Annotated in this window: 28 protein-coding genes; 22 read left to right on the top strand and 6 right to left on the bottom strand. The window is 60.6% G+C overall.

What is annotated here, in order from left to right; all coding sequences use genetic code 11:
• Window positions 1-113 precede the first annotated feature (113 nt).
• The 14 genes from DFR49_RS02815 (at window position 114) to DFR49_RS02750 (ending at window position 9,570) form a co-directional block, all read left to right on the top strand.
• Window positions 114-1,601, top strand: a complete 1,488-nt coding sequence (locus tag DFR49_RS02815; RefSeq protein ID WP_004211496.1) for a DUF3560 domain-containing protein — start codon at window positions 114-116, stop codon at window positions 1,599-1,601.
• Window positions 1,598-2,248: a hypothetical protein gene (locus tag DFR49_RS02810; RefSeq protein WP_004211497.1), complete on the top strand. Its 651-nt coding sequence runs from the start codon at window positions 1,598-1,600 to the stop codon at window positions 2,246-2,248. Before DFR49_RS02815 ends, DFR49_RS02810 begins: the two co-directional genes overlap by 4 nt.
• Window positions 2,236-2,442 carry a hypothetical protein gene (locus tag DFR49_RS02805; RefSeq protein WP_004211498.1) on the top strand — a complete coding sequence of 69 codons (207 nt, stop codon included), beginning with the start codon at window positions 2,236-2,238 and terminating at the stop codon, window positions 2,440-2,442. The genes DFR49_RS02810 and DFR49_RS02805 overlap by 13 nt, the downstream gene beginning before the upstream one ends.
• Before the next feature lie 70 nt (window positions 2,443-2,512).
• Complete coding sequence (locus tag DFR49_RS02800) at window positions 2,513-4,213, top strand: hypothetical protein (RefSeq protein ID WP_004211499.1); 1,701 nt, start codon at window positions 2,513-2,515, stop codon at window positions 4,211-4,213.
• Window positions 4,214-4,288: 75 nt separating this feature from the next.
• Window positions 4,289-4,708, top strand: coding sequence for a hypothetical protein (locus DFR49_RS02795; RefSeq protein WP_004211500.1), 420 nt, complete (start codon window positions 4,289-4,291; stop codon window positions 4,706-4,708).
• Window positions 4,705-4,902: a hypothetical protein gene (locus DFR49_RS02790; protein WP_004211502.1), complete on the top strand. Its 198-nt coding sequence runs from the start codon at window positions 4,705-4,707 to the stop codon at window positions 4,900-4,902. Before DFR49_RS02795 ends, DFR49_RS02790 begins: the two co-directional genes overlap by 4 nt.
• Window positions 4,903-4,975: 73 nt before the next feature.
• Window positions 4,976-5,164, top strand: coding sequence for a hypothetical protein (locus DFR49_RS02785; RefSeq protein ID WP_004211503.1), 189 nt, complete (start codon window positions 4,976-4,978; stop codon window positions 5,162-5,164).
• 115 nt (window positions 5,165-5,279) lie between these two features.
• Window positions 5,280-5,777, top strand: a complete 498-nt coding sequence (locus tag DFR49_RS02780; protein WP_004211504.1) for a hypothetical protein — start codon at window positions 5,280-5,282, stop codon at window positions 5,775-5,777.
• A 20-nt stretch (window positions 5,778-5,797) separates the two neighbouring features.
• The gene (locus DFR49_RS02775) at window positions 5,798-6,103 is read left to right on the top strand and encodes a hypothetical protein (RefSeq protein ID WP_245968210.1); all 306 of its coding nucleotides are present in this window, start codon (window positions 5,798-5,800) and stop codon (window positions 6,101-6,103) included.
• Entirely contained in the window at window positions 6,100-7,131 is a 1,032-nt protein-coding gene (locus DFR49_RS02770) for an adenine nucleotide alpha hydrolase family protein (protein WP_211325791.1), read from the top strand. The genes DFR49_RS02775 and DFR49_RS02770 overlap by 4 nt, the downstream gene beginning before the upstream one ends.
• Window positions 7,132-7,270: 139 nt before the next feature.
• Window positions 7,271-7,786 carry a hypothetical protein gene (locus DFR49_RS02765; protein ID WP_004211513.1) on the top strand — a complete coding sequence of 172 codons (516 nt, stop codon included), beginning with the start codon at window positions 7,271-7,273 and terminating at the stop codon, window positions 7,784-7,786.
• A 108-nt stretch (window positions 7,787-7,894) separates the two neighbouring features.
• Entirely contained in the window at window positions 7,895-8,545 is a 651-nt protein-coding gene (locus DFR49_RS02760) for a hypothetical protein (RefSeq protein ID WP_004211514.1), read from the top strand.
• A gap of 41 nt (window positions 8,546-8,586) precedes the next feature.
• Window positions 8,587-9,018, top strand: a complete 432-nt coding sequence (locus DFR49_RS02755; RefSeq protein WP_004211515.1) for a hypothetical protein — start codon at window positions 8,587-8,589, stop codon at window positions 9,016-9,018.
• 48 nt (window positions 9,019-9,066) lie between these two features.
• Window positions 9,067-9,570 (top strand): hypothetical protein, encoded by a 504-nt coding sequence (locus DFR49_RS02750; RefSeq protein WP_004211516.1) that lies wholly within the window; start codon window positions 9,067-9,069, stop codon window positions 9,568-9,570.
• Between the two features lie 41 nt (window positions 9,571-9,611).
• On the opposite strand, the gene DFR49_RS21815 is transcribed toward DFR49_RS02750, so the two are convergent.
• Both DFR49_RS21815 and DFR49_RS02740 read right to left on the bottom strand, forming a co-directional pair.
• Window positions 9,612-9,761, bottom strand: coding sequence for a hypothetical protein (locus tag DFR49_RS21815; protein WP_004211517.1), 150 nt, complete (start codon window positions 9,759-9,761; stop codon window positions 9,612-9,614).
• 314 nt (window positions 9,762-10,075) lie between these two features.
• Window positions 10,076-10,471, bottom strand: a complete 396-nt coding sequence (locus DFR49_RS02740; RefSeq protein WP_004211518.1) for a hypothetical protein — start codon at window positions 10,469-10,471, stop codon at window positions 10,076-10,078.
• Between the two features lie 162 nt (window positions 10,472-10,633).
• Here DFR49_RS02740 and DFR49_RS02735 point away from each other — a divergent pair, with 162 nt between their 5' ends.
• The 3 genes from DFR49_RS02735 to DFR49_RS02725 all read left to right on the top strand — a co-directional run bounded on the left by DFR49_RS02735 (window position 10,634) and on the right by DFR49_RS02725 (window position 13,161).
• Window positions 10,634-10,834 carry a DUF5818 domain-containing protein gene (locus tag DFR49_RS02735; protein ID WP_157225214.1) on the top strand — a complete coding sequence of 67 codons (201 nt, stop codon included), beginning with the start codon at window positions 10,634-10,636 and terminating at the stop codon, window positions 10,832-10,834.
• 715 nt (window positions 10,835-11,549) lie between these two features.
• Window positions 11,550-12,020, top strand: a complete 471-nt coding sequence (locus DFR49_RS02730) for a DUF736 domain-containing protein (RefSeq protein ID WP_004211520.1) — start codon at window positions 11,550-11,552, stop codon at window positions 12,018-12,020.
• 82 nt (window positions 12,021-12,102) lie between these two features.
• Entirely contained in the window at window positions 12,103-13,161 is a 1,059-nt protein-coding gene (locus DFR49_RS02725; protein WP_119034390.1) for an SLOG family protein, read from the top strand.
• 176 nt (window positions 13,162-13,337) lie between these two features.
• Here DFR49_RS02725 and DFR49_RS02720 read toward each other — a convergent pair whose 3' ends face one another.
• Complete coding sequence (locus tag DFR49_RS02720) at window positions 13,338-13,661, bottom strand: hypothetical protein (protein WP_004211523.1); 324 nt, start codon at window positions 13,659-13,661, stop codon at window positions 13,338-13,340.
• 469 nt (window positions 13,662-14,130) lie between these two features.
• Between DFR49_RS02720 and DFR49_RS02715 the strand changes: the two genes are divergently transcribed.
• From DFR49_RS02715 to DFR49_RS02695, 5 genes are all read left to right on the top strand, one after another.
• Window positions 14,131-14,430, top strand: coding sequence for a ribbon-helix-helix domain-containing protein (locus DFR49_RS02715; protein WP_004211530.1), 300 nt, complete (start codon window positions 14,131-14,133; stop codon window positions 14,428-14,430).
• A 106-nt stretch (window positions 14,431-14,536) separates the two neighbouring features.
• Window positions 14,537-16,684: a type IV secretion system DNA-binding domain-containing protein gene (locus DFR49_RS02710; protein ID WP_004211532.1), complete on the top strand. Its 2,148-nt coding sequence runs from the start codon at window positions 14,537-14,539 to the stop codon at window positions 16,682-16,684.
• Entirely contained in the window at window positions 16,681-19,674 is a 2,994-nt protein-coding gene (mobF, locus tag DFR49_RS02705) for a MobF family relaxase (RefSeq protein WP_004211533.1), read from the top strand. Before DFR49_RS02710 ends, mobF begins: the two co-directional genes overlap by 4 nt.
• Before the next feature lie 9 nt (window positions 19,675-19,683).
• Entirely contained in the window at window positions 19,684-20,274 is a 591-nt protein-coding gene (locus DFR49_RS02700) for a restriction endonuclease (RefSeq protein ID WP_004211535.1), read from the top strand.
• A complete protein-coding gene (locus DFR49_RS02695; protein ID WP_004211536.1) occupies window positions 20,271-20,828 on the top strand; it encodes a lytic transglycosylase domain-containing protein in 558 nt (185 codons plus the stop codon). The genes DFR49_RS02700 and DFR49_RS02695 overlap by 4 nt, the downstream gene beginning before the upstream one ends.
• A 67-nt stretch (window positions 20,829-20,895) precedes the next feature.
• Here the strand turns inward: DFR49_RS02695 and DFR49_RS21580 are convergent, their stop codons facing one another.
• From DFR49_RS21580 to DFR49_RS02685, 3 genes are all read right to left on the bottom strand, one after another.
• The gene (locus DFR49_RS21580; protein WP_147373614.1) at window positions 20,896-21,267 is read right to left on the bottom strand and encodes a hypothetical protein; all 372 of its coding nucleotides are present in this window, start codon (window positions 21,265-21,267) and stop codon (window positions 20,896-20,898) included.
• A gap of 396 nt (window positions 21,268-21,663) precedes the next feature.
• Window positions 21,664-22,509, bottom strand: a complete 846-nt coding sequence (locus DFR49_RS02690; RefSeq protein ID WP_004211538.1) for a hypothetical protein — start codon at window positions 22,507-22,509, stop codon at window positions 21,664-21,666.
• Entirely contained in the window at window positions 22,496-24,055 is a 1,560-nt protein-coding gene (locus DFR49_RS02685; protein WP_004211539.1) for an FAD/NAD(P)-binding protein, read from the bottom strand. Before DFR49_RS02685 ends, DFR49_RS02690 begins: the two co-directional genes overlap by 14 nt.
• Window positions 24,056-24,453 lie beyond the last annotated feature (398 nt).

Genomic DNA, 24,453 nt, shown 5'->3' with positions numbered 1-24,453 from the left:
TCGTCGTCCGGCGCGCCCTGAACCCACCGACCCATTTCAGGCACCGATCCCGCCTCGGTGTCGCGCATCACCTGTCCCCTGCGCACAGGGCAGGGGCATCGAAAGGATGTTCCATGACCAGCTTCACCGCAACCTACAGCCCCGAGGATAACAAGATCCGCATCTACGCATCGTCACGCCTCGACCCCGAAACCTATGCGCGGGTCAAGGAAGCCGGCTTCAAATGGGCGCCGCGGCAGGAGCTTTTCGTTGCTCCCAAGTGGACCCCGGCGCGTGAGGACCTGGCCGTCGAACTGGCCGGTGAAATCGAAGCGGAAGAGATGACACTTGCCGAGCGTGCAGCCGTCAAGGCCGAAAGACTCGATGAGCTGGCACACAAGCGGCACCGTCAAGCCAACGCCTTCGCACGCCGCGCCGACGAACTTTCACAGGCATTCTATGGGGGGCAACCTATTCTTGTCGGCCATCAGAGTGAGCGTCAGGCGCGCAAGACGCAGGAACGGATGCATTCAGCCTCGACCGCCGCCGTCAAAGCCGAAAAGGCCGCAAACTACTGGCTCGGTCGCGCCAGCGATGTGGAGCATTTCGCCAACATGAAAGGCGATCCGCGGGTCCGCGCCAACCGGATCAAAACCCTGTTGGTGGAACTGCGCGATCTGCAGCGCGGAATCAACGCGGCATATGCGGCGCTGGCGATCTGGGAAAAGCTCAAGACCGATGAGCAGATACGTCACGCGCTCGGCAACATGAATGCCCGCGAAACATGGTCGAACTATGATCTCTACCACAAGGTCCAGGAAGGGGAGATCGCGCCGGCAGACGCCAGGCAAATGTGCATAAATGGTGCATCCCGCGCGGCTTACGGTCCCACGCGCCGACGCTGGATCGAGCATGTTTTGAACCGACTGGCCTTCGAGCGCTCCATGCTGGGCGATGTGCCCCGTTATGACGGGGATCTCACGCCAGTCATCATCCAGGCCTTCACCCGCGAACATGGGGCCGAGAGCCCGAAATGCACCGCAACCGATCCAGGATATTTCCAGCTCGAGAGCCCGGTCCCGCTTCCGGCGCATATCGCATCGGAAACCATGCTCGTGCTGAACGACGACGGGTGGCGCGATCTCATGCAGGCGGTCGGCTACATCGTGCCTGGGAAAAAGGCGCGCCGTGTCTCGGCCAAGCCGGAAGGGATGCCGTTGGTCAACCCATCGCGGGAGCAGGCCGAGCGTCTCCAGACGATCTGGAATCTGCGCATGGCTGCCTCCTGCAGGGGCAAGGGGCACACCGCCAAGTCCGCTGAGGTGTATTCGACGACGCAGGCCACCTATTCCGCCAATTCAAAGGGAGATTATGCCCCTTTCAAGACAGTGGAAATCGCGGCGGATGGCAGCCGCATACGCATGGAGTGGCAGAAACATGTGCGTGTGCGGTCCGGCGAACCGGTCGCCCGCATCCGGGTCTCAACGATCGGCGGTGAATTCTACAAGCCCGATGCGGTGGTTGTCCTCAGCGACAAGCCTGGCAAACCCCTGCCGATCGACCTCGATACCCTCGAAGCGGAAGCGCGCCGGGTAGCGATTGAAGAGGAGGTCGCAGCATGAAGCGCAGCGTTTACACGCGCCCCGACAAGCCGCTGCGTATCGCCGTGAAGGCTCGGAGCGATTTTGCGAAGGTTGAAATCGCGTCCACGCCCGAGATCATCGCCATCGATAAATTCACGGAATGTCATGTGACGCCGCCAGAGGTCGCGGCACGCATGGTGCGCTATCTCGGCGAGGTCGGCGACTATCTCACCCTGGAGCCGAGCGCCGGGACGGGCAGCCTCTCCCGTGCCCTGATCGAAAGCGGGCACAGCCCGTGCGAGCTCGTGCAGGTCGAGCGCCATACCAAGCTTCTGGCGCCGCTCTACCAATTTGGAACCGTGATCAATCGCTGTTTCCTCGAATATTCGGCGGAGGTTCGAGGGAAGGTGGAATTCGCGCGCGTCATCATGAATCCGCCCTTCAGTCAGGTTCGCAGACATATAGCCGCAGCCCTCGACCTGATGGGACCGCATGGGCATTTGGAGGCCCCGACGCTTGTTGCGCTGGTGCCTGTCACCTTCGAGACCGTCGACATGGAAACGCTTGAACATCTCACCGACGATACCTTCGCGACGGCGAGAGTGCGGACCAAGATCATTCGCATTCGGACAGGGGCAACCCTGCATCGCGATAAGACCGGGAGCATCGACAAATGGACACACTGATTTCGTTCTCGATCCAGCTCAAGATCGGATCGTTCGCCGATGAGCCTCCGACACCGACGCAGACCGATCTCGACTATATCGCTCGCTCGATCCGTGATGCGGTCGAACATTATCGCGCCAATGAAGGGCTGACCGATGAGGACTCGTCCATATGGGTGCAGAACGTCACGAGCGTGATCGCAGAGACGGGCTGAACCGATGTGCATAAGGGAAGGGGGAGGAGAGGGGTGCGACATAGGTGTCGCGGCAATCCCAGAGGCTCAAATGACATTTCCCAGCACCATTCACACTATGGTCGGTCAGTCCCTTCTCACGAAAATCGGAAGATTTTTCAATGGAAGTGTTCAGGATGTTCTGACTGAAACCATCCAGAATAGCAGGCGTGCCGGCGCGACCCGAATCGATATTTCCAGAGGTGGGGCGAGCGACACTCCTATACTATATATTCGTGACGATGGGCGCGGAATTTCCGATCCAACCAAATTTCTGACGCTCGGTGATTCCGGATGGAGCGAGAGCATCGCCCGGTCCGAAGACCCAGCCGGGATGGGCGTATTCAGCCTCGCTGGTCGCAACGTCACCGTGCGTTCCTATGCCGCAGAACTCTCGGCGGCCTGGCAGGTCACGATCACGCCCGATGCGTGGGAAAGCGGCAAACTGCTCGATCTTGTTCCTTCCTCGATCGCCAAGGGCACCGAAATCGAGATCGATCTGCCCGCAAGCTGGGCCAGCGCTCTCGAACAGGCAGTGAAAAATGCCGCACGCTTTTGCCCTGTTCCCATCTATTTCTGCGGGAACCGGATGCCCCATGAAGACTTCCTTCGCGATGCGGTTCGGGTCGAGGAATGGAACGGCTGCCGCATCGGCATCTTCGACGCCAAACATGATCTGCCACGCGAACTGGTTCGAATGAACTTTCATGGTTTGACAGTGCCGTGCCGGTTGCCGCATGTTCAAGATGCGGATGGTGGTCTTGGCTGGTGTGCCAAGGTCGATATCGTTGACGCACCTACGCTTCAACTCGTGCTGCCGGCTCGCAAGGAGGTCGTGCAAAATGCTGCGTTCAATGCGCTGCATGATGCCTGCGAGGAGGCAATCTACCGCACTGTCGCCCGCGAGGGCCACCACCGGCTCTCTCATGCCCATTGGCTGCGAGCGAAGGCCCTGGGCGTATCCCTGCCCGAAGCAGCACCCTGGCTTTCGCGATGGGTGCCACGCACCGCAGAAACGGACAATGCTCTTCTGGGTGACCGGGTGGCGGGTGGGCGAATGATCCTTATGCCGACGGACGAGCCCTATATCGAGCAGTGTGTCGGCCGCGGCATTGCTTCAAAGCCGTTGCTCGGTGCAACGCCCGTCGATCCCGTCCCCGAGTTCGTGGGATACAGCTGGTATGACGCACTGCCGCGTGTGCTGGGTTGGTCCTTTCGGGTCCAACAGGGTAACGGTGATATCTTCGACTATGCTGCGGATGTGCAGCTACCGCAGGGCGTGACGTCCGGCCCGGTCGACGCGATCACCCTCGAGATCGCCGTGCAGGAAGCGGGCAGCTCCGACGAACCCGCGGAGGTTATCGCATTGCCCGCCGATCTCCTGATCGTTCCCGGCGATTGCTGGACCGATCTCGAAGAGGTCGCCATCCTGCTCACGCCCGACTGCACAATCGAGCCTGGGGACCTCGCATCCCTTCTCGAACGCGCCTGTTTTTACGCCAGTGACGATTGCGACACCGACAGTTACGAAACGCAGCAGGCTGCCTTCGAAATGCAGGCGCGCTTTACCGCCAATCTGCTGCTACTTGGCGAAGATACCGCGATCATCCAGCGTGTCCACGAGGCAATGCGTCAACATGTTTCCTGGTTGATCCCCAAGGACCGGGCGATCACCGTGCGCGCCGTCAACTATCAGGTCGAAGCCGCTTTTGCGGACAATGACGACGCACCCGCAGTAGTCGCTGCCGAATAATCCACGCTTCATCGAACCATGACCGGGCCGGCGTCCTGTACGCCGCGCCTGGTCGTGCCTGCCAAGGATGCACCTATGAATAACGATCAATTCGACACGCTGGTCGATGATGCGACCCATGCGGTCAACAACCTCATACCCGACAAATATCTGGAGCCTTTGGGCGACAGCGCACGCAGCGGCCTGCTCGTCTCGATCAACGATGCTCTGACCGGAATTCTGCGCGACATTATCGATGTTGATGAAGGCAATGGTACGCGGGCCTGCACGATCGCCGGAATGATTTCGGAACTGGTCGAAACCCATATTGGCAAAATTGACGAAGGTGGTGAGGCCGCTGACGATCGTCCGCCCCATGTGATCTCCGAGGTTCATGGCACCAGCGCGAATATCGACAGCATCGCCAGTTGTGACGTCGAGGGGGCAACACAAATCTATCTCGTGCTCGACGATGGCACGGCGTTTCGCATCACCGTGGAAGCCGTGACCCTATGATCGAAATGCATATGGCCCTCCGCGCCCTGCGCCGAATGGCGCTTGCTTCCACCCAGGGGGACCTGGACGCTGCCAGACTGGATGCAGCGGACGTTCTGGACCAGGCCGGTTGGGAGAAATCCGCACGCCACGTCATAGACTGCATCGGCGTTCCGGTTGCCCCCGCCAATGGCGAGGAAATCGCATCGGAATAGGGCACCGTTCCGATCCGTCTCCCCGGTCACATCATCCCGCCGCATCCCCACCATATCTTAGATGGAGGACATCATGACCTCATTGTCTGCCCTCAGAAACAAGCTTTGCCGGTTCGAGCATGCGTACGCCTGCGCAGTCCAGCTCCGAAAGGCGACCGGCCGCAACCAGTTCGTCGTTCGGACCGGCAATCCGCTCCAGCCGTTCCGCGTTTCCGAAACCATGCCGGCTGACGACGAACACCTGCTTGTCCGTGTGGCCTGACCTTCCAGCAACCAACCCGCCGGCGCCACTCGCCGAGCCGTAAGCGCGCACCTCACTTAGGCCGCCCGCTGAGCGTGGAGACACTCTGCGCATCTCACCAATAAGGAATCCTACCATGTCCAGAAAGACCGACAACGGGCAGACTCTGCCCGACCCGTTGCTGCGCGCGACGCATCGCTACGGCTTCTACAAATCCAGCGAAGACCTCCATGTGAACGTCGAGGTTCTCGAGGCCCATGATGAAACGTGCCTGACCCTGACGCTTGTAGCCGCTACCGAAGGCTGGGACTCTCTCGGTAAACAATATCTCTACGGGCTTGTGGCTCTTCGCCTGTCTGAAGACTGGACCATCCTGTCGTCGGGCGAACGCTATTATGTGCTCACCCCGCCGCAGCCGAAGGAGAACCCGCCCGACGTCAAGCCTGTCTGCTCTCGATGCGGAAGTGATCGCGTCGTGCGCGATGCCTGCGTCCGATGGAGCCAGATCACCCGCGGATGGGTGCTGATCGACGTACATGAATGCACATTCTGCGAGGCCTGCGAGGCGGAGGGTGATGACCTCCTCCATTGGGCGGCGAACGATGCGTCACAGCCGCCGGAAGCAGAGCAATGACCGGCCCCAATGGAACGCACGTGCCACCTTCGGAGGACGTGCGGCGGTCGCCGCCAGAGATAGAACTGCGCTGGCGCGACGAGAACTATGGTTCGGTCTACGCGGTTGCCGCCTTTCGCAACTATGCAGGCACCTTCGCGTGGAGCGAGCGTACGCACCAGCGTTTCCGGGGGTGCCTCAAACGAGCGGGCTTCGAATTCCATCATGGCCGCTGCTCTTACATCGCGAAATCGGGGGACCGGGCGGACCGCAAGCGAGCATTGTGCGACGAACTTGCCGCCGCTGGTTTCAAGATCATTCATGGCGATGTGCGGAACCAGACGTGATTGTCGCTCGCCCGCCCGCATGGGCCCATCGTCTGCGCTCCCTTGAAGGGCGTCTGCTCGCCGTCTGTTTCGGTGCCGGCGTGGATTCCACCGCAATGCTCATTGCGCTCTATCTGGCGGGTATCCGGCCCCAGATTATCACATTTGCCGATGTCGGCGGCGAAAAACCGGAAACCCTCGTTCACCTTGCACGAATGAACGCGGTTCTGGCATCATGGGGTTGGCCACCGATCGACATCTGCCGGAAAGTCACGCTCGCCTCGACAAGCTACGACGATCTTTATGGAAATTGTATTGCGAATGAGACCTTACCGTCTCTGGCTTTTGGCAAAAAGACATGTTCCCAAAAATATAAACAGACACCACAGGACCAATTCATCAAGGGTGCGCGCTCGGGGCCGAATGCCCGGTTACCGCACCCCGTGTGGGAAGAGGCCCAGCGTACAGGGCAACGGATCGTCAAACTGATCGGCTATGATTGTGGGCGCGCCGACATGAGACGATCCCAGAAGTTGCTCAATGCGGATGCTGATTTTGATTTCTCCTATCCGCTGCAACTTCTTGGCTGGATACGCGAGGATTGCATTGATATCATCAAGCAGGTTCTAGGTTCTTCTTATGTTCCTATTAAATCTGCGTGTTTTTTCTGTCCTGCCTCGAAAATTTGGGAGCTATACTGGCTGGCCGCACATCACCCGGATCTTCTCGACCGAGCCCTCCTGCTTGAGCGCAATGCCCTCACGGGACGCCATAGCCGTTTTGACGAGATCGAATTCGGAGCCACCTGGGAAGAGCTTGTGAGCAATGCAGACCGCTTTCCAAGTTCGAACACGACGGTCGGCCTGGGGCGGAACTTTGCATGGAACCAATGGGCAAGGGTCAATGACGTCGTTGACGAAGCGTTTCGCGTTCGACGCAGCGAGGCCGCTCGATCACGCTTTCGTATCCGCGCCGCCCAGCTTCGCAAATCCGACAATGCGAATGATGCCCGGGCCATATCAGGCGTGCCCTTGGCGGCCGCAGCCTGAGTGTCGGTAACGGTCGGCTTCCGTTGGAACGGCGTCGGCGTATCGAGAAAGCGGACGCCTGCCTGCATGCCAACAGGCTTCTCTCGAAATGGAGGAAGGAGGGAAGGGGAGTGGTGGTTCACTTCGGAGTTCTCTTGTCATGCTCAAGGCCAACAACCCACCGCCCGATGCGCCGCGAACGTCTCCGGTCTTCGTCTCTGGCTCGCTTTCCATCCAACAGCTTCCCGATAGCGTAAAGCAGCGACTTCAAATCATCGTAGAGCGTGAACTCCCGGTTCTGATCGGCGATGCCCATGGTGCGGACGCGGCCATCCAGCGGTGCATTTTCGACTATGGCGCGCGCGATGTGACGGTCTTTTGCGGGGGAACGAAGCCCCGGCACAATATCGGGGGATGGCCGGTGAAGCGAGTGCGAGCCGATGCTCCTACGTGGACGCGCGCGTTCCACAGCGCCAAGGACAAGGAGATGGCCAGCCTTGCCGGGGCAGGCTTCGTTATCTGGGATGGAACCAGCCAGGGCAGTCGCGCCAACATCCGGCGGCTGTGCGAACGCCGGCGCTATGTTGTCGTCTATCTCCACGCCCAAGGACGCTTCATCACTCTGGCGACCGATACCGAGCGGACAGACTTCCTGAAATCCCGCCTCGCCAGCTGACGTTTCGCCTACCAGCTGAATTGGCTGAAGCCCCCAACGGAGCCTCGCGCTGTGCGGCCCTGCCGCACGGGCGTCTGCGCCATCGCATGCATTGCAAGGATCAAGGCCATGCCCGAAATCATGGAAATCGCCACGTATCGCCTCGCGGAACTGGACGAAAGCGCGAAGGAAACTGCCCGGAATTGGTATCGCGAAAACGGTCTTTGCTATGAATGGCATGATGCTGCGTTCGACGATTTTGAACAGGTCTGCGACATCCTTGGGATCAGCCTCAAGACCAATATAGTGCGCCTCTACGGGGGCAGGACACGCAGCGAACCGCGCATCTACTTCACAGGCTTCTGGAACCAGGGCGATGGCGCCTCCTACGAGGCGGTATATTCCTATGCGAAGGGCGCACACCGTCGCATTCGCGAACACGCGCCCCTTAGCACCGAGCTTCACCGTATCGCCGATGTGCTGCGGGATGTGCAGCGGCGCAATTTTTATCAGCTCAGCGCCAATGTCTCTCATCGCGGCCGCTACTATCACGAATACAGCATGACGATTTCCGTTGAACGGGATGGGCCCTGCCAGGACGTGTCGGCAGATTCCGAAGAAACAATCGCACAAGCGCTGCGGGATCTTGCCTGCTGGCTCTATGACCGCCTTCGCTGCGAATATGAGTATCTCAGTTCAGACGAAGCGGTCGATAGCGACATTTGCGCCAACGATTACAAGTTTACCGCTACCGGGCGTCGCTCGGTCTCTCTCGAATAGCCCGTTCCGTGGTGCGATCAGCCATGAAAGGAGGAGGGACAATGACCGGGACCATCCGATTGTCCGCCAGCGATATCCGGCAAATACGCGAGGTGGCAGAGCGCATTGCCCGCCGTGATAGTTCCGCCGCGCGGTTCGCGATCGAGATCGCCGAGCGCGTCAGCCTTGTAACAGGCGATGTTGCCCTCAATGTCCTCGCGATCAGCGATGACCCCGATTGGGCAGACACCGACCTCAACACGACATTCCCCTGGTCGCGCATCCGCGAGCGTCACGCGCTGAAGGAAGGGCGGGCCCTGTTCGACCTCTACATCTACGAGCGGCCCGGCGTCAGGGAGACCGGCGATCTTGTCTGCTGCGTTCAGGTCGAGCTGGATGCCAATGGGCTTGCCGCCATCCACGCCGACAGCACGATGCATATCTGGCGCCGGCCGGATCCGCCCAGTGATCTTCCCCTCAACCCGATGCTATGATCGCGATCGACCTTGATTGCGCAGCAGCCCATCATCAGGATATCCGCCATGCGCCTGTCAGATGAATTGGCCGCCCAACGGCGGTTTTATGCCATGCCATTGATCACTGCCCCCTCGGTGATGGTCATCGACATTCCGCAAAATCTTGCCGGGGCAGGCCTCGCGCTTGGTCGCTATTATATCGTGATAGTCGAAGCCAATGAGGAACTCGCCGAGTTCGAAGCCTTCCTTGCTGCGGACCGTGTGGCCATGCGACCACCTGACCTTCTCGATCGAAGGCCCAGCCGGCGCGAAGCGGGCGCAATCGGTTTCTTTGAGTTCGCGCCTCCGGAACCTGGCTGGCCATGGATCCTGCTTTGCCATTGGCCGCGGAACTTTACCGGGCTGTTCGACACCGATCCGAGTGCTCTGGCACGCGGTGCCTATTCGATGGAAGCCTTTCAGGACCGGGATGCCCTCCAGTCGATGCTAAAGGCGCATATCGCCGTGTTCGGAGATTTGGCGAGTGTGCGAACCGTCCCCTCGCTGTCCGGGGTAGTCGGGCGAGCATAGCAGGGCACGCATTCACGCTGCCAAATTGCACTGGCTGCCGTTCAGGATGTTTCCAGCAGCCGCTCTTTTGCCAGATCCAGCGCATGCGACAACCGCATCGCTACAACCTGATCTTCCGGGTCAACGAGGATAGCGAGTGCCTCCTCCATCAACTCGATCGCCTTTTCCAGCCCCGACACTTCCTTTGTCATGACCGTTTCCCTCCGTAAATCCCGGCTCAGTCGGCGGGCATCCTCCATAAGAAGGATGCCGGCCCCTGAGCCGGACGGTCGAAACGCGAGAATAGACGCGCGCGCCTGCATCTTTAGCCGAACAGCCTGGACATACACACAGGCCATCCGGCCGCAAAAGCCTTGCAGCCGACTCTATTCCTACGAAGTTTCGACGCTCCGGCCCGCCACCGGCGAACGCCAACCCTCTAACCCGATTGGTATCTACTGCCAACCGCTTCATGGGATTGTCACGAGGGGCGACCGGAATTCAGGTGTTCGCCTGGTGGACCACCTCAGCGGGTGGACTGGCGCGCACCAACCACTGGCCGATACATATCGGCGCGGCCCTGCATCACGCCCGCCAGCCATACAAGATGACTTGCGGCATCGGCGAGCGGCAACAGGGACACCGCGTCAAACAGCCGGCGCTGATAAGGAGCATCCCGGTCGAGAACCTCGGCCAGACGCTCGCGCGCCGGACTGTTCGGATCGCTGATACCCGCATTGGCTTCGCGGGCCGCCTCCAGAAAGGTCTCGGCCAGTTCCTGGGTTTCATAATATCCGCTGTCGAGACCTTCCCCCAGGGCCAGCGCCGCAATCTCGCTGCGCACGTCCGGCAGATCGGGATCATTGACGGCATCGATCAGGGGCAAGTTGAAATCGAAACCGGCAAGAAAATCGTCGATCATGGGGAATATCCTTTCTGATCGTATTGAAACATATAGAGAACAGAATTGCAACTCTGAAATCCATCGTCCATGATAAGGCATGACTACGAATCTCTGTTTCCAGCTCTTTCCTCTATCGTCCGCAAGGGCGCCTTATTGCTCCAGCAGGACCGCAGTGTGACCATGACGGTCGTTCCCCTGCGTCTGCGCGGCGTGTTGCACACCAATGAGCGTGGCTTTCTTCTCGAAGCGGAGGACGGTCATGTCTGGCGGATTGAGGGTGCCGAGGCCTATGCCGCCCTGGTGGACCAAGCCGTGATCGTCGAGGCCTATAAGCGCGGTGTGAACCTTCTCGAATTGCTTTGGGCGGGGCCGGCCAACTGAGCGACTGCTCCCTTGCGACAGAAGCCAGAGCAACCGGGTAGGGCGAATGCCCGCCAGGGGCGGGCACCGGGCTCTATCTCCGCTTCGCTCCGACCAAGCCCCCTTCGGGGTCTTGGCTGCTGACGCAGTAACGATCCCTTTCGCGAGCAAGCGTCAAAGCCCTGCATATCCGTAAGCGTCCGGCTTGGGGCAGCGTTGCTGCGGCCCTCGGCGGGGCGCCTCGGTCCGCAATCACCGTCGGGTGAGGTCTTTCATCGCATCCAAAGCCACCTCCGCAGTGTCTCGGCGTGCCACGGGTGGTCCGGGGATACAAGGGCTGCCTCCGGTCAAGAAGTTCTAGGAGATAAGGGGCCTGCCGACGAAACTGCCTGTTTCAAAGGTGTCGGCAGGCCCCTTATCTCCAAGAACTTCTAAAGACCGCAGCGCGACGTCCCTTGCATCCCCGGACCACCCGCGGCCCTTGAGCCCCGGCGAAGGCGGCTCCGGATGCGATGAAAGACAGGCACCGTCTCACCCTCCGTCGATCAATAAGGAATGGCTTCGCCATGCTTTTCTTTGATTGGCCGCTACCGCGTCCGAATTTTTGGCTCAGGCTCACCAGACACGATGAAAATCTGTCAAGAAAACAATGATGTATCGGAAAAAAGGGGGAGGGGGTAAAGTAATTGTGCGGATGGGGATTGTCCCCGGAAGCGTTTTTCTTGGAGTATAGGCAATGAATATCGGTGAATTTGGTTTGAAGAATGGCCGCATCATCGGCTGGATTGCAACCCGCACAATCGACATGGCGAAACTTGGATTGCGTGAAGTCGAGAGCCAGAACGAACTCGCGCCCAATTATGAAGTTGTCGCTTTCAACGGCAATCGCTGGGTGCAGGTCGGCGCACTTTGGGAAGCCGTCGCCAAGAAGACCGGCGAAATCTTCCTGCAAGGCAATATCGACGATCCGAGCATGGCCGAACCCTTGCCCATCGCGCTTTTTGGGTCGGTCGAGGAAGGCTATCGCGTCGCATGGCGCAGGCCCGAACGCCGCGATGACTTCGGCCCCGCCGTCCGCACCTCCCGCGATAATGGCAATCCCGGAAACGGCGGCGAATATGGTTTCGGAGGCAGCACCGCCGACGAGAACGGCGGACTGACGCGCGAAAGCAACGCCGCCGAACTGGACGATGAAGTCGCGTTCTAGGCGCTAGGCCAAGACGGGCCGGGGGAGCGCTGGAACGCTTCCCCGGACCCTGACCGATCTTCGAGCATCAGGAGTCACACCCATGAGCAAGCAATCAGCTAAGAAAGTCGTTAACACATTCGCGGACCTTTCGGAACTTTACGCCGAGGAAACCGCAACCCCCGAATTTGAAGCGTCGTTTGGCGATCCTATCCCGCTTTCCATCATCGAATATGGAGACCAGCCGGGCGAACATGATATGCCCGAACCCTTCGCTGCGCAGAAGGTTTGCGGCGAACTCATTACGTCCCTTTTCCTGCTACTGGACGACACCCGGCTTAGCCCGCTGGTCCCCGATATTGCTTGGGGGATCGTGAACAGCTTTCATTTCGTCGCCGGAACACAGGAACGGCGGGAGGACCGTCTAGCCGATAAAATCCGCGAAATGACGCGCAACATGGAGTCGGGCGAAGTCTTCAACAAGGAACTGGAAGACGCCCAGTTGCAATGCCAGTCGCTTGCCGAACAGCGCGCCGCCATTGAGGCAATGCGCGACTATGCCGCCGCCATGTATCGCGCTTGCTGGCGTCGTGCATGGGGGCCGACCAAAGGCAGCAAGGCGTCATCCGTCACGACCGCAAGCTATATCAACGCGCTGGACTTCCTGCGAGAGCGCGCCCTTGCCAAGCGCGAGAAGCACCAGCCGCAAGGCCCCGTTGTCATCTTCTCCGGTCCCGCCATCTGGGATGAATGGGAACCGCTTTGGGCCAAGTTAAGCGAAATCAAAGCCCGCATCCCGCATATGACGCTTGTCACCACCGGACAGCGCAAGGGGGCGGACGCCATCGCAGCAGCATGGGCCGCACGGGAAGGCGTCCCCGTGGTCGCCTACGGCCTTTATGGGGGCGGCAAGAAACCGGCCTTCACCCGTAACAAGAAGCTGGCCGAGCTTGAGCCGGTGGAAGCCGTCTTGTGTGAAGGTTCAGGCATCCAAGCCAATCTATATCAGACCATGCGGAAACAGGGCGTTCCCATTCACGCCTTCGCATGGCCGAAGGATAAGCCCAAGCCCCAACGCTCGAACAGCATCGACACGTATCGGGCGGAGGATAGTTTCGGGCAACCGCAAGACACATTCAGGCGAGCGCGCCGCGCCGCCTGATACCAGATAGCGCGGCGCTTCCCCCAAAACGCCGCGCTATCCATCACCACAGTAAACCCGCCAACCCCCAAGGCTGGCGCGCTTTCGCGCGTCGGCCTTTTTTCGTGCCGCCGGACGCCGCCGCGCCTGACGGCGCGGCGGCGAGGGGAAGAAAAAAAGGGAGCAAGCCGACAGGCTCATGCCCCCACGGACGGACCAGGCGTTGCGCTGCCATCCCCCTTTGCGGACAGTGGCGCGGCTGGCGCTTTCCCCGGACGGGCAGCATCAGACGGTAACGTCGCCCCCTTCAACACACCCAATGCAGCAGCACCACCCAGCCGCAGCACATGGCCCAGCACGTCCCTAAATTCGCGCTCGCTCAGTTGCTCGACCGGCAGCGCCGTCACTATGCCCGCATAGCGATCGCGCAGCTTCTGGCGCGCTGCGACAATCTCTCCTGCTATCTTCTTTTCCCGCTCGACCAGATCGGCGAGCCTATCGCGTTCCGACATCTTCGGCATGACCAGTTTCCTTCTCTCAAGGCTGGCCCGCTCGTCACGCGATCCTTGTCGCACAGGCGCACCGACGCCACAAGCGACCCCGCCGCCATGCGCGGCAAAATCCCCCCACATCGACCCAGCCGCCAAGGGTGCGCCCGGCAGCGGAGGAGCAGACGCAGCGACGCCGTCGCTGCGGGCAAGCGACGCACGCGCTTCGCGGTTTGTAATGCACCGTACGCACGGGTGCTGAGGCCGGAAACCCCAGTAAAAACAATTGGTTATTCTGTCTGACGTGTCGGACAAAATCGACATTATGTGTCGGACACCTGTGACGCCGCAATATCGGACCGCCAAAAATCCCAGCATTACCGCGCCCTTGCACTGTCTGACGCGTCAGACAGGCTGATTTTCTTGAGCTTTCCTTCAAGGCCGGCTATACTGCCAGGCGCTTCAAGACCGCCCTGGCGAAGCTCCATCAGGAGCTACCGCCTTGGCGCGTATCACCATCCGTATCGAGGACGAGCTGCTCGACCGTCTAAGCCGCCGTGCGCGGCGCGTCGGCGTCACTGTCTCCGAACTCGTCAGACCCGCACTCGAGCATGCCGCCGATAGCCGTGCGGGCTATGTCTTCACCTCGCAGGACGAGATCCTCGCCGGTGTCCTGCAGACGATGTCGATCGTCGCGGCGGCGGTGCGGAAGCGCTCACCCGAGACGCTTGAGCAAGGCATGGCCGATGCCCGTGCGCTGCTCCACGAAAAGGGCCTGCTGGCACCGGGGGAACTGCCATGATCGCGGGTGCGCAATCCCCCGCCGTCATGGTCCGGGCGCTCCGCTATTCCCCCCACCACGGCACATCGCGATCCGCGGTCAGTCCCCGTTGGGGGAGGGCCGTTCGATGAGCATCTTCCGCAATGACACGCTGGGAAGCTGGACCCGCGGCGGCCAGGCCATCGTCCACAATGTCCGGATGACCACCCAGGTCTTCTTCCAGACCTTTCTTGCCGGGCTGGCTCTTTGGGTGATCGGCACCGGCTGGTATGCCTTCGAGAAGTCGAACGAGTATCAGCGCTTCGTCCTGGTCAAACTGGTCGAGGCAACTTTCAAAGTTGATGCCGCTCCGGGCACGAACGACCCCGTGCTGTTTCGCACTCCGGAAGGGCGCCAATACTGGACCTCGGCCGATGCGCTGCTGGAGTCCGGCGTGGTCAAGCAGGCGCTCCTCAAGCTCGAAACCGATCTCATCCACGGGGCGCTGCTTGCGGGCTTGTTCGCCCTCGCGGCCCTGGCCTGGGCCTGGTTCTATTTCACCCGAACCGGGAAAGGCCTCGGGTCCAACGAGTATCTGCGCGGCGCCCGCTTCGGAACCGTGGCGCAGGTCCGCCGGGCACTCTGGCGTCAGAAAAAGGGATGCCTCGCCATCGGCGGCGTCGCCGTGCCGGATGCTTTCGAACCCGAACATATCCTGCTGGTCGGTGCGCCGGGAACGGGCAAGACCAACGCCATCATCACCATGCTCGCGGGGATCCGCAAACAGGGCAAGCGTGCCATCGTCTATGACACAGCCGGGTCCTTCGTGGAGAAATTCTATCGACCGGGACGCGACATATTGTTGAACCCGCTCGATGAGCGCACCGCCATTTGGAGTCCCTGGGTCGATGTCCCCAAGGAATATCATTACGACCAGATCGCGGAATCCACGATCCCCGACAAGCATGGTGATCCGTTCTGGAGCAAAGCGGCGAGGGGTACGCTGGTCGCGGTTCTGCGGAAGCTCGCGCGGCAGCAGCACACCCTGATCTCGGTCCTGCTCGATCGGGTGCTTCGTTCTCCGCTCACCGACCTCGCCGCCTTTGTGAAGGGGACCGATGCGGCCGCTTTCATTTCCACGGAAGGGGAGCGCACGTCGGCGGGCATCCAGGCTGAGCTTGCCTCGGTCATGCGCAGCTTCTCCTATCTTGACGATACCGAAGATGGCTTCTCGATCCGGCGTTGGGTGGAGAATGAGGAAGACGACAGCTGGCTCTTCATCACCGTAAAGGCCGACCAGCTTCCCTCGCTCCGTCCCCTCATCACGGTCTGGCTCGACATCGCGATCAGCGCGATCATGAGCCTCACCCCCGATCGCGACCGGCGTCTTTACTGCGTCATCGACGAGCTGCCGACCCTCCAGAAACTTCCCAGCCTTTCCGACTTTCTGGCTCGTGCGCGCAAATATGGGGGCTGCGGCGTTCTCGGATTTCAGTCCTATCCGCAACTCGAAGCCACCTACGGAATTCAGGATGCGGCCGCTATCACCGGCTATTGCTCCACCTGGGTGGCACTCCGGGCAAACGACACCACCACCGCTAAACATGTCTCGGAAAATCTCGGCCAGGTCGAACAGGTCGAGGCCAACGAAGGCATGTCCTATGGCGTGAATGATATGCGCGACGGGGTGAACCTCTCGCGGATGCAGGTGACTCGCCCCCTGGTGATGCATACGGAGGTCACCAACCTTCCCAACTTTTCCGGCTACCTCCGGTTCGGCCGGAACCTGCCGGTGGTGCGGTTCACCGATCGCTATAACGCGCTGCCCACGGTAGCTCAGGCTTTCATCGAACGCACCGAAGCCCCGAAACGCCTTCCCCAGGGCAAGACCATCATCACCCAGGCGCGCGCCGCCCGTCACGCGGCACAGGCGGCCGCAGAGCAGGCACGGGCAGGGGGCAACGCGCCGCCGCCATCCTCCTCCCCGTCCTCGGCTCCTCCCAGCCAGGGCGACTTGTTCGGCAAGGAGAAAACCCCACCCACCACTGAGCCTATCGAACCTATCCAACCGCAGACGCCCGACGGTGAAGCGGAAGGAGTGGAAGCTCTTGGTCCGGCTGTGCCCGATGTCCCGGATAGCAATGGTGACTTCGCAACTGGCGACATGGACCCTGACAGCGAGCCGATGACCGCGACGCCGGTCACTTTGCTCGGCGCGTCTCGGGGCAGCGTTCGGGTTGCGCTCGCCAGCCATGACCGCGCCGACGGCGCTCGCGAGCAGGCGAAACCGGCATGATCCATCCCCGCCGTCTCAAAGGGACCGCCGCCAACATCAGCCGATATTACACGATCGGGGATTACTATACCAAGGGCGGGGACGAACCATCCGAATGGGGCGGGCGCATCGCCGCCGACCTGGGTCTGTCGGGTCGGGTCGATCCCAAGCAGTTCGAAGAGCTTCTCGCTGGCAAGGTGGGTGACCAGCAGCTGGGGCGTCGTCGTAAGGAGGGCATCCAGCATCACCCCGGCTGGGACTTTAACGTCAGCGCCCCCAAATCGGTATCGATCCTTGCGCTGGTGACAGGTGATGACCGGATCATCGCCGCACACGAGAAAGCCGTCACCTCGGCGCTCTCCTATCTTGAGGAGCATGCTGAGCTGCGCCGGCGGGTCGAGGGCGAAGTCGTTCACGAGACCACCGGGCGGCTGCTGTTCGCCCGCTTCACCGAGCACGCAAGCCGTGAGCTCGATCCGCATCTGCACACCCATGTCGTCACGCTCAACATGACCAACCATGCGAACGGCGATCACATGTCGAGCCTCGAGACGCGCTCGATGTTTGCTGAGCAAATCGTCGCGGGCCAGATCTATCGAAACGACCTTGCCCATAGCCTGCGCGAGATCGGTCATGAAATCCGCTTCGATCCGCGCCGGGGACTGTTCGAAATTGAAGGCGTCCCCGGCCAGCTCATTCGCGACTTTTCGCAGCGCGCCGAGCAGATCAATGAGCATGCGCAAGAGCATGGCCATACAGGACAGGCCGCACGGCGCATCTCCTTCTTCGAGACTCGAAAAGCGAAGGAGAAGATCGGGCTCGAAGAGCTTCGTGCGCGATGGCGCACACGCGCCGAACCTTATCGTGAACCTCTCGACCAGGTTCTCGCGGATGCCGAAGCGCGCGGCGAAAGAACGATCGCGATCAACCCTAATGTCGCCCGCCGCGCGACCCTGTTCGGGATAAGGCAAAGCGAGACGCGCGAGGCGGTCAACAATGTCGGCCGCCTCTATCGGACTGCACTCGCGTCCCATGTCGGCGAAGTCCGGTTCGGAGATATACGTCCGCTGTTCGAAGCGCAGGAAGAGAGTCACAAGCTCCTCAAGACGGTGCGCCAGACCGGTGATCAGCCGCTCCCACGAGGACGTTCCTCGCGGCGCACGGCAAAGCTCGAATTGGCTCTATCCGAGCATCTCTCGCTCGCGATGGGTGACGTGTCGCCTGCTGCCACTCGGGAGCGTTTGGCCGAGGCGGCGAGCGCGATCGGCTTGACCCGGGCGCAAACCGAGGCGCTGGAAGCCATCGGCACCGGGAGGAATCGGCTTGTCGCAGTCCACGGCGTGGGAGGCGCGGGTAAGTCGACCCTGGTGCGCGGCCTTGTCGAGGCAACACGTTCCGATCATATCACCATCGCGCTGGCGCCAACCTCCTCTGCAGCAGCCGACCTGGGGGGAAAGGCCGGCATCGAATCCCGGACCGTGGCCTCGCTTTTGGCAAGCGGCGGATATGGCATTACCGACAAGCACATACTGGCCCTTGACGAGGCAGGCCAGCTTTCCAACCGGCAGGCTCTGCGCATGCTGGAGATCAGCAGGGCGACCGGCGCCCGCCTGATCTTTCTCGGTGACAATAAGCAAACAGGGGCGATCGAGCAGGGCAAGGCGTTCTGGCTGATGCAACGTCTGGGTCTCCCGACCAGTCACCTGACCGAGTCCATCCGGCAAAAAACCGACGAGATGAAGGAGGCGGTCACTCTCGCGCGGAAAGGGGACTACGCCGCATCGCTCGCCAGCCTTGACCGCGTAACGACGGCGGAGAGCGCAGAGAAGCTCGCCAAGGACATGGTGGCCGAGTGGACGCATCTCAAGCCATCAACCCGCGCCGGCACCAACATCCTGGTTCTCGACAATGCCACGAGGCTGATCGTCAACAGCCACATCCGCGAGGTGTTGAAGCGCGAGGGGGCGGTTGCGGCTCAGGATCACCGGCTCGAAGTGCTGACCCCTGCGGGTATGTCCGATCAGGAGAAGCAAGTCGCGCGCTTCTATAGTGCCGGCCAGGTTCTGAAGTTCGCAAGGGACAATGCCGGGCTGGGGATTGCGCGTGACACCGAATATCGCGTTGTTTCAATCGGCCGCAACGGACAAGGTCGTCAGGTCGTACGCATCGTCGATGAGAATGGGCGACAGATCGACTGGAATCCGCGACTTGGTAAGGCCGCGCACGTCAACGTCTTCTTAAACGAGGAACGCAAGCTCGCACAGGGCGACCGTATCCAGTGGCGTCTCGTCAACAAGGACATCGAGGTCAAGAACGCCGAACGTGGCACCGTCCTGGCACTCGACGGAACCATGGCGACGATCCAGTGGGATCGCGGCGCACGAGTCCAGAAGGTCGAGTTATCGGAGCATCGGACCTGGGACCATGGCTATGCCGAAACGGTATATTCCGCCCAATCGAAAACCTACGACCGCGTCTACGTCCTCGCACCCGTTGAATCCGGCCTGGTCAATGGGCAGAATTACTACACCGCGATCACGCGAGCCGAATTTGGCGTCAAGCTCTGGACGGAAAACGTCGCCCGTCTCGCGAGTAAGCTCGCCGCGCATTCAGGCGAAAAAACCTCGTCACTTGAAGCGCTCAATCGGCTGAAACTCGATAGTCATCGACAGCGCGGCGCCCGTCATAAGGACAGGCATGATCGCTCCCGCGAGGAGAATGCTCGCGATCGCGACGCCCGCAAAGCCGAACGTGAACAACGAGAGCGCGAACGCCAGCAACCAGAGCGTGCTGACCGAGGACCGCGCAGCATCGGCGGTATTCTTGCGGGCCGCGCTCAAGAGAGTGCCGCGCTGGTCGATCGCTTCCTGCGCGGTACGATCGAGCACGATCGTGCCCGCACATCGACAGAGCAAGAGCACAGCGTCGCTCCTGAGCCTGTCCCCCAATCCCAGCCACAGCCTCAACCCGATCATGACCATGGCGGCCATGGGGGCGGGCACGACCGATAGGAGAAACCCATGGAATTTATCCTGCTCGCGATGCTTTTCGCTCTGTTACTGGCATTTCTGCTCAGGCGCTACCGTATCCCCATTCGCCATCGCTGGCGCCGGCGTCAGGCGCGAACCATGTGCGAGCAGTTGCGTGGTCCCGATCGTGACCAGCCAGCCGGGCTGCATTATGCTCGGCTTCGGGCGATGGACCCGCTGGCGTTCGAGGAATTGTTGCTCGAAGCCTTCGAGCAACGTGGACATCGCGTGATCCGCAATCACCGCTACACCGGCGATGGCGGCGTCGATGGTGAAGTTGTCATTGATGGTGAGCGCTGGCTGATCCAGGCGAAACGCTATCGCGAAACCATCCGTCCAGAGCATGTCCGTGACTTCGCCATGCTCTGCGCCACCAGAAGGCGACGGGGTATGTTCATCCACACTGGCCGCACCGGTGGGGTCAGCCGGACGGTTGCCCTTGGTGCCGACGGGATTGAGATCGTGTCGGGGCAGCGATTGCTCGCCCTGCTGACGGGAGCGCCTTTCCAGCCCGGCGGTTTCCCACCGCTTCACAGCGTTGGAAATGACCGTTCCGGATTGCGCGATCGGGCACCACTATGAGGATGCTTAACTTCTGCGTCGGCCGCCCACCGCGTCCCAAACTGGCGATTGCGATATTGGCGATGGTCTGCGGAGCGCTCATCTCCGCTCCCGCATCGGCAAAGCGGGGTTCTTCCGGTGAGGCACTGGAGATTGCCCGCTGCATCCGTATCGCCTCACGCGGCCATGGGTGGCTTGAGAAGACGCTCTGGGGCCTGCGCGAGCAAGAAGCCGGCTGGTTGGGGGCTGAGGTTGCCAATACCAATGGCACCCATGATCTGGGGCCGTTGCAAATCAACAGTTGGTGGGTGCCGCGCATTGCCCGGCTGGTCGGCAAGCCCGAATATCATGTCCGGCATTGGTTGCGATACGATGCGTGCTTCAATGCCGAAGCGGCGCGCTGGATCTTCCTGTCCGGGCTGAGATCGACCGGCAATTATTGGAAAGCGGTCGGCGTCTACCATAGTCCTACAGCCTGGAGGCAACTGGCCTATGCAGAAAAGGTGGCCGGTCACATGCGCGCCAGGTTTGGCCCAAACGTGTTTGAGCCCGAAAGCGCGGGGGGAAGGAGGTAGGGTGGACGGCGATGGGCGGCGTCTGGTTGCGATGAAATCTACATTCGGTTGGGAGCAGGACCGCCAATCAGACGCGGCCTTGAGCTATATCCTCTTCGCGCATTTCGGGTAACGGCCCGACTTCGGCTGTGGAACAGCCAAGCAAGAATGCCGGATCTCCTAGGGAGCTTTCGTTCGTTTCCAGGTCCCGACCAAGCACACCCTGCAGCAGGATACGTGTCGAACGAAGCGCGATCTGAAGCAGCTTCGTCAGGCTTGGTTGCGAGACATGCGGGGAAGGGGGTGGGCTAGCAGTCTCCAAAAGTTCAAGAAGCACGTGCTCGTCGTCGGTAAGAGCTGCAGCGCTTTCGTGCGCAGCCCGAAAACGGCGGCCAGACCAAACTTCGAGAAGCGACAGCAAGGCTGCAATAGCGGGAGCCAGAATGCCGGCGTCGCTCACTTCGAGTCTTGCGAACAGCGTTGGCAGGATTGGGCGATGCCGGTCGACCGCTTCTCGCCAACAGCGCGCGGCATCAACAATTATGGACTCGGGAGTGAGAGGAGCGGGGAAGGCAGGCGTAACGCAGGACAAGGTGGTTTCCCTTTATACAACCCCCTGTCTCTGGTCGACTGTCAGACAATTAGGGGAGCGATGTTGCACGGGCAAGACGGTTGGGAGTTCTCAGGATCTTCGCGCCGGATGGGCCGGCTCGAGACCTGACGCTGATTGCATCGATGGGGTGGCTTGATCTGAGGGACGTTGAGCTGTGCTGAAGCAAGAGCAGATGCGTTCCTCAATGGTCGCCTATTTGCAGACGCAAGCGTCAGCGCATGAAAGGCGGGGTGAAAAGCGCCTTCAGCTAGAATTGTTCACAGAACGGGTTGAACTGGCGATTTTAACCTTTGGCCAATCCTCTCCAAGCGTTACGAACTCGATCGGCCGGCCTCTACGCAGCTCCTCCACCGGGAAGACGAGCGTTTCCTGATCGGCCGCGCCAACGATGATCGCGGACAGCGCGCCGGATTCGGAAATGACTGGCGCGCCCAGCGCCTGAGGTTCTGCGAGCGGGCGATTGCGGCCGCGGGTGACGAGGCCGCAGTAGGAATAGGAGAGCGTCGTGCCGAGATCGGGGATGCGAACCTCGTCCAGGTCACCAGCGACCCGCCCCTTACGATTGATTACCGGCCTCGACAGTTGGCGGTTCGTTCGACTTGAGCCTCCGCCGACGTCATCCCTGAAATCGGGATCCGTCCAGGTGGGATCGTTCAATCGTCGAACATGAAACAGGCCATCGCTCCAGATCCCCTCACGGAAGTTGCGGACTGTCGCGAGGGGTTTGGCGGTCTCTCTGGGTTTCTCGAATAGCGGGGTCGCATCGAGGCGAAGGACGTGGAAGCCGAGCTTGGAACTCTCTGGACCCAGGACTCTATCAGGTGGGACCATCGCACCCAGCGCGAGCCGCTGTTTCCCAGGGCCCCGGATCAATGTGCAAGAGACTTCCTCGGCGCTCGGCAGCAGATGCGAGTGCGCCGTCAGAAGAAGATAGAGACTATCATCCTCACAGTCTTCGCGTGTGAAAATGGCGGAAATCATCATGCGAGCATCGCCGTCTCCGACGATGCCGATCTTGATGATGGTGCCAAGCCGGAGAGCGTTGTTGGCGACCCGGCTAGGTTCTGAAAGACCGCTACGCTTCGTCATTGGGAGGCCTGTTGCGATGGATGTTGACGGGAGCGACCTGGACAGACGCCGGGCCTACACGGAGCGGGAACAGGCGCAACTGTTCAGCTTTGCGTCTATCCTCGGCATCAAGGACAACCTTGATCGGACGGCCGTTGGTAAAGCAGTCGTCCACAATGATAGTGGTCTGGAAATCCAGCCCATAGGCCCGGCCGATATGGAGTAACGTCTTTCGTACCATTCGCGGCAGAGTTTCAAGAGAAACGCCCGACTTTCCCATGCCGTCGTTCGTCCAGCGAAACACGTCCCTGTCGTAGTCGCTCACATCGGCTGCGGCGGAATGCTCGATCGCCTTATCCCGAAGCCCGGCGAGCTCCGTGGCGGTCAACAGGTCGGCCGCCGCCGGCTCTGCGCCATGGCGAACGATGACGCGATCGAATTCAGATGGAGGATCAACGGGCGCGCAGATGTCGTTGTCGGGTATCATCTTGCATTGATCCTCCTCGACTTCGAGCTTCCCTTTGACGGCTGTCACATATCGCCTTGTTCCGTTGCTGAAGTAGGCGAGCAGCAGCTTGTTTATAGGGGCAGCGGTGAATGAATAGGGGCTGGTCGACCGGTACAGGAGCGTGATCTTACGATTGGAGGGACGGTCTTGCGCTCCGGCAAACGATGACAACTTCCCCTGTGTCTCGTGGCTGAAAACCACCTTGCGATAGAACTCGCATGGGTCAGTGCTGTCGCCCGTTCCCGCGATCCGATGCAGCGCGCGTTCGGCCTCGACTTCCAGGATATCGTGTCTGACTTCGCTATCCGTCAATGCGACAGCCAGCATATGGGCGGCGCGCGTGACCTTGGTGCCCAATATGGGGGAGAGCACGTCGATGAGACCACCATCACCCGTGCCGCTGACAAGAACGGCCTGCCCATCATCGGCAATGGCGTTGGGCGACCAGTAGCTCGGCGATTTCAGCGGGCCCAAACTGCGCTCTGTCTTGAAGCCCGTGGCGAGGACGGCGATATCCGCCTCGACATTTGCACCACTCTGCAGTTCGAGCAAAACGCCACTGGCAGTTTGATGCAGCCGGATGACTTTGTCGTGGACCAGATCGACCTTTGGGCCAAAGCCGCGTTGCCATTCATCGAGGATGTCCTCGACTACCATATCAGCCTGAGACTGCGCCCAGTTCAGAAAGGGCAGGGCGGTCGCCGGCGTTGGTTGCTGTTTCGGCCAGAATATGATGTTCGGATGAAGCTCCCGATGGGTAGCGTCCCGATATTGCTCGAACGGCGTCGTTCGGGCTTCAATCAGCCTGACGCTTGCCCCGACACTCGTAAAGCCGGCTGCGAGCGTTCTGCCTCCAACACCGGCGCCCACGATGCAAACGTTTCGCCGGCCGGGCAGAAGTCGCTTCCCGGCGATAACGGACACGAGCGCAAGGGCGCGTAGCTGCTGGGAGTAGAAATTTTGCTGTGTGAGGAAGGGATTCATCGCGTAGAGCGTGTCGGAAATCCGGCAAGCGCAATAAACCGCCCACGCCCGCTTATCGTGCTCGTTGTCCCCCATGAATGTCCTTGCATTTGAAGAGCGTGGTGCCCGCAGACGTCAGGCCTTCAGCAAAGAACTTTCAGGCCTCATTAAGTGGGACACGCGCCGGAGCAATCTTGGCAAAGAATTATCATCCAGATTGCTCGCCGACGGTCGAAAATTCCGAGACTGAGCCTGAAAGCGCGGGAGGAAGGAGGTAGGTTGAAGGAGAGGTGGGGGCTATCCTTCAAGTTCACCATGGCCATGCTGATGGCATTGTCGGGCATCGTTTGGCTTCTGATGTATCCGGAGAAGGCCTGCGGGTCGGCTGGTCAAATCATATGCAATGGTCGCTTTCATTATAGGGAGCATGATAGCTGGCTGGGGTATCGGAACCATCACTATGCTGACTACCATACCGCTTTCGACGCTATTGG

Source organism: Hephaestia caeni (genome assembly GCF_003550065.1).
GTDB lineage: Bacteria > Pseudomonadota > Alphaproteobacteria > Sphingomonadales > Sphingomonadaceae > Sphingomonas > Sphingomonas caeni_A.
The sequence above is the reverse complement of the archived record's forward strand: the minus strand, read 5'-3'. Positions and strand labels throughout refer to the sequence as shown.

Excerpts from the sequence above, each read along its gene's own strand:
- DFR49_RS02815 (WP_004211496.1), top strand. The coding sequence starts at position 114 with ATGACCAGCTTCACCGCAACCTACAGCCCCGAGGATAACAAGATCCGC.
- DFR49_RS02810 (WP_004211497.1), top strand. The coding sequence starts at position 1,598 with ATGAAGCGCAGCGTTTACACGCGCCCCGACAAGCCGCTGCGTATCGCC.
- DFR49_RS02805 (WP_004211498.1), top strand. The coding sequence starts at position 2,236 with ATGGACACACTGATTTCGTTCTCGATCCAGCTCAAGATCGGATCGTTC.
- DFR49_RS02800 (WP_004211499.1), top strand. The coding sequence starts at position 2,513 with ATGACATTTCCCAGCACCATTCACACTATGGTCGGTCAGTCCCTTCTC.
- DFR49_RS02795 (WP_004211500.1), top strand. The coding sequence starts at position 4,289 with ATGAATAACGATCAATTCGACACGCTGGTCGATGATGCGACCCATGCG.
- DFR49_RS02790 (WP_004211502.1), top strand. The coding sequence starts at position 4,705 with ATGATCGAAATGCATATGGCCCTCCGCGCCCTGCGCCGAATGGCGCTT.
- DFR49_RS02785 (WP_004211503.1), top strand. The coding sequence starts at position 4,976 with ATGACCTCATTGTCTGCCCTCAGAAACAAGCTTTGCCGGTTCGAGCAT.
- DFR49_RS02780 (WP_004211504.1), top strand. The coding sequence starts at position 5,280 with ATGTCCAGAAAGACCGACAACGGGCAGACTCTGCCCGACCCGTTGCTG.
- DFR49_RS02765 (WP_004211513.1), top strand. The coding sequence starts at position 7,271 with ATGCTCAAGGCCAACAACCCACCGCCCGATGCGCCGCGAACGTCTCCG.
- DFR49_RS02760 (WP_004211514.1), top strand. The coding sequence starts at position 7,895 with ATGCCCGAAATCATGGAAATCGCCACGTATCGCCTCGCGGAACTGGAC.
- DFR49_RS02755 (WP_004211515.1), top strand. The coding sequence starts at position 8,587 with ATGACCGGGACCATCCGATTGTCCGCCAGCGATATCCGGCAAATACGC.
- DFR49_RS02750 (WP_004211516.1), top strand. The coding sequence starts at position 9,067 with ATGCGCCTGTCAGATGAATTGGCCGCCCAACGGCGGTTTTATGCCATG.
- DFR49_RS21815 (WP_004211517.1), bottom strand. The coding sequence starts at position 9,761 with ATGACAAAGGAAGTGTCGGGGCTGGAAAAGGCGATCGAGTTGATGGAG.
- DFR49_RS02740 (WP_004211518.1), bottom strand. The coding sequence starts at position 10,471 with ATGATCGACGATTTTCTTGCCGGTTTCGATTTCAACTTGCCCCTGATC.
- DFR49_RS02735 (WP_157225214.1), top strand. The coding sequence starts at position 10,634 with ATGACGGTCGTTCCCCTGCGTCTGCGCGGCGTGTTGCACACCAATGAG.
- DFR49_RS02730 (WP_004211520.1), top strand. The coding sequence starts at position 11,550 with ATGAATATCGGTGAATTTGGTTTGAAGAATGGCCGCATCATCGGCTGG.
- DFR49_RS02725 (WP_119034390.1), top strand. The coding sequence starts at position 12,103 with ATGAGCAAGCAATCAGCTAAGAAAGTCGTTAACACATTCGCGGACCTT.
- DFR49_RS02720 (WP_004211523.1), bottom strand. The coding sequence starts at position 13,661 with ATGCCGAAGATGTCGGAACGCGATAGGCTCGCCGATCTGGTCGAGCGG.
- DFR49_RS02710 (WP_004211532.1), top strand. The coding sequence starts at position 14,537 with ATGAGCATCTTCCGCAATGACACGCTGGGAAGCTGGACCCGCGGCGGC.
- mobF (WP_004211533.1), top strand. The coding sequence starts at position 16,681 with ATGATCCATCCCCGCCGTCTCAAAGGGACCGCCGCCAACATCAGCCGA.
- DFR49_RS02700 (WP_004211535.1), top strand. The coding sequence starts at position 19,684 with ATGGAATTTATCCTGCTCGCGATGCTTTTCGCTCTGTTACTGGCATTT.
- DFR49_RS02695 (WP_004211536.1), top strand. The coding sequence starts at position 20,271 with ATGAGGATGCTTAACTTCTGCGTCGGCCGCCCACCGCGTCCCAAACTG.
- DFR49_RS02690 (WP_004211538.1), bottom strand. The coding sequence starts at position 22,509 with ATGACGAAGCGTAGCGGTCTTTCAGAACCTAGCCGGGTCGCCAACAAC.
- DFR49_RS02685 (WP_004211539.1), bottom strand. The coding sequence starts at position 24,055 with ATGGGGGACAACGAGCACGATAAGCGGGCGTGGGCGGTTTATTGCGCT.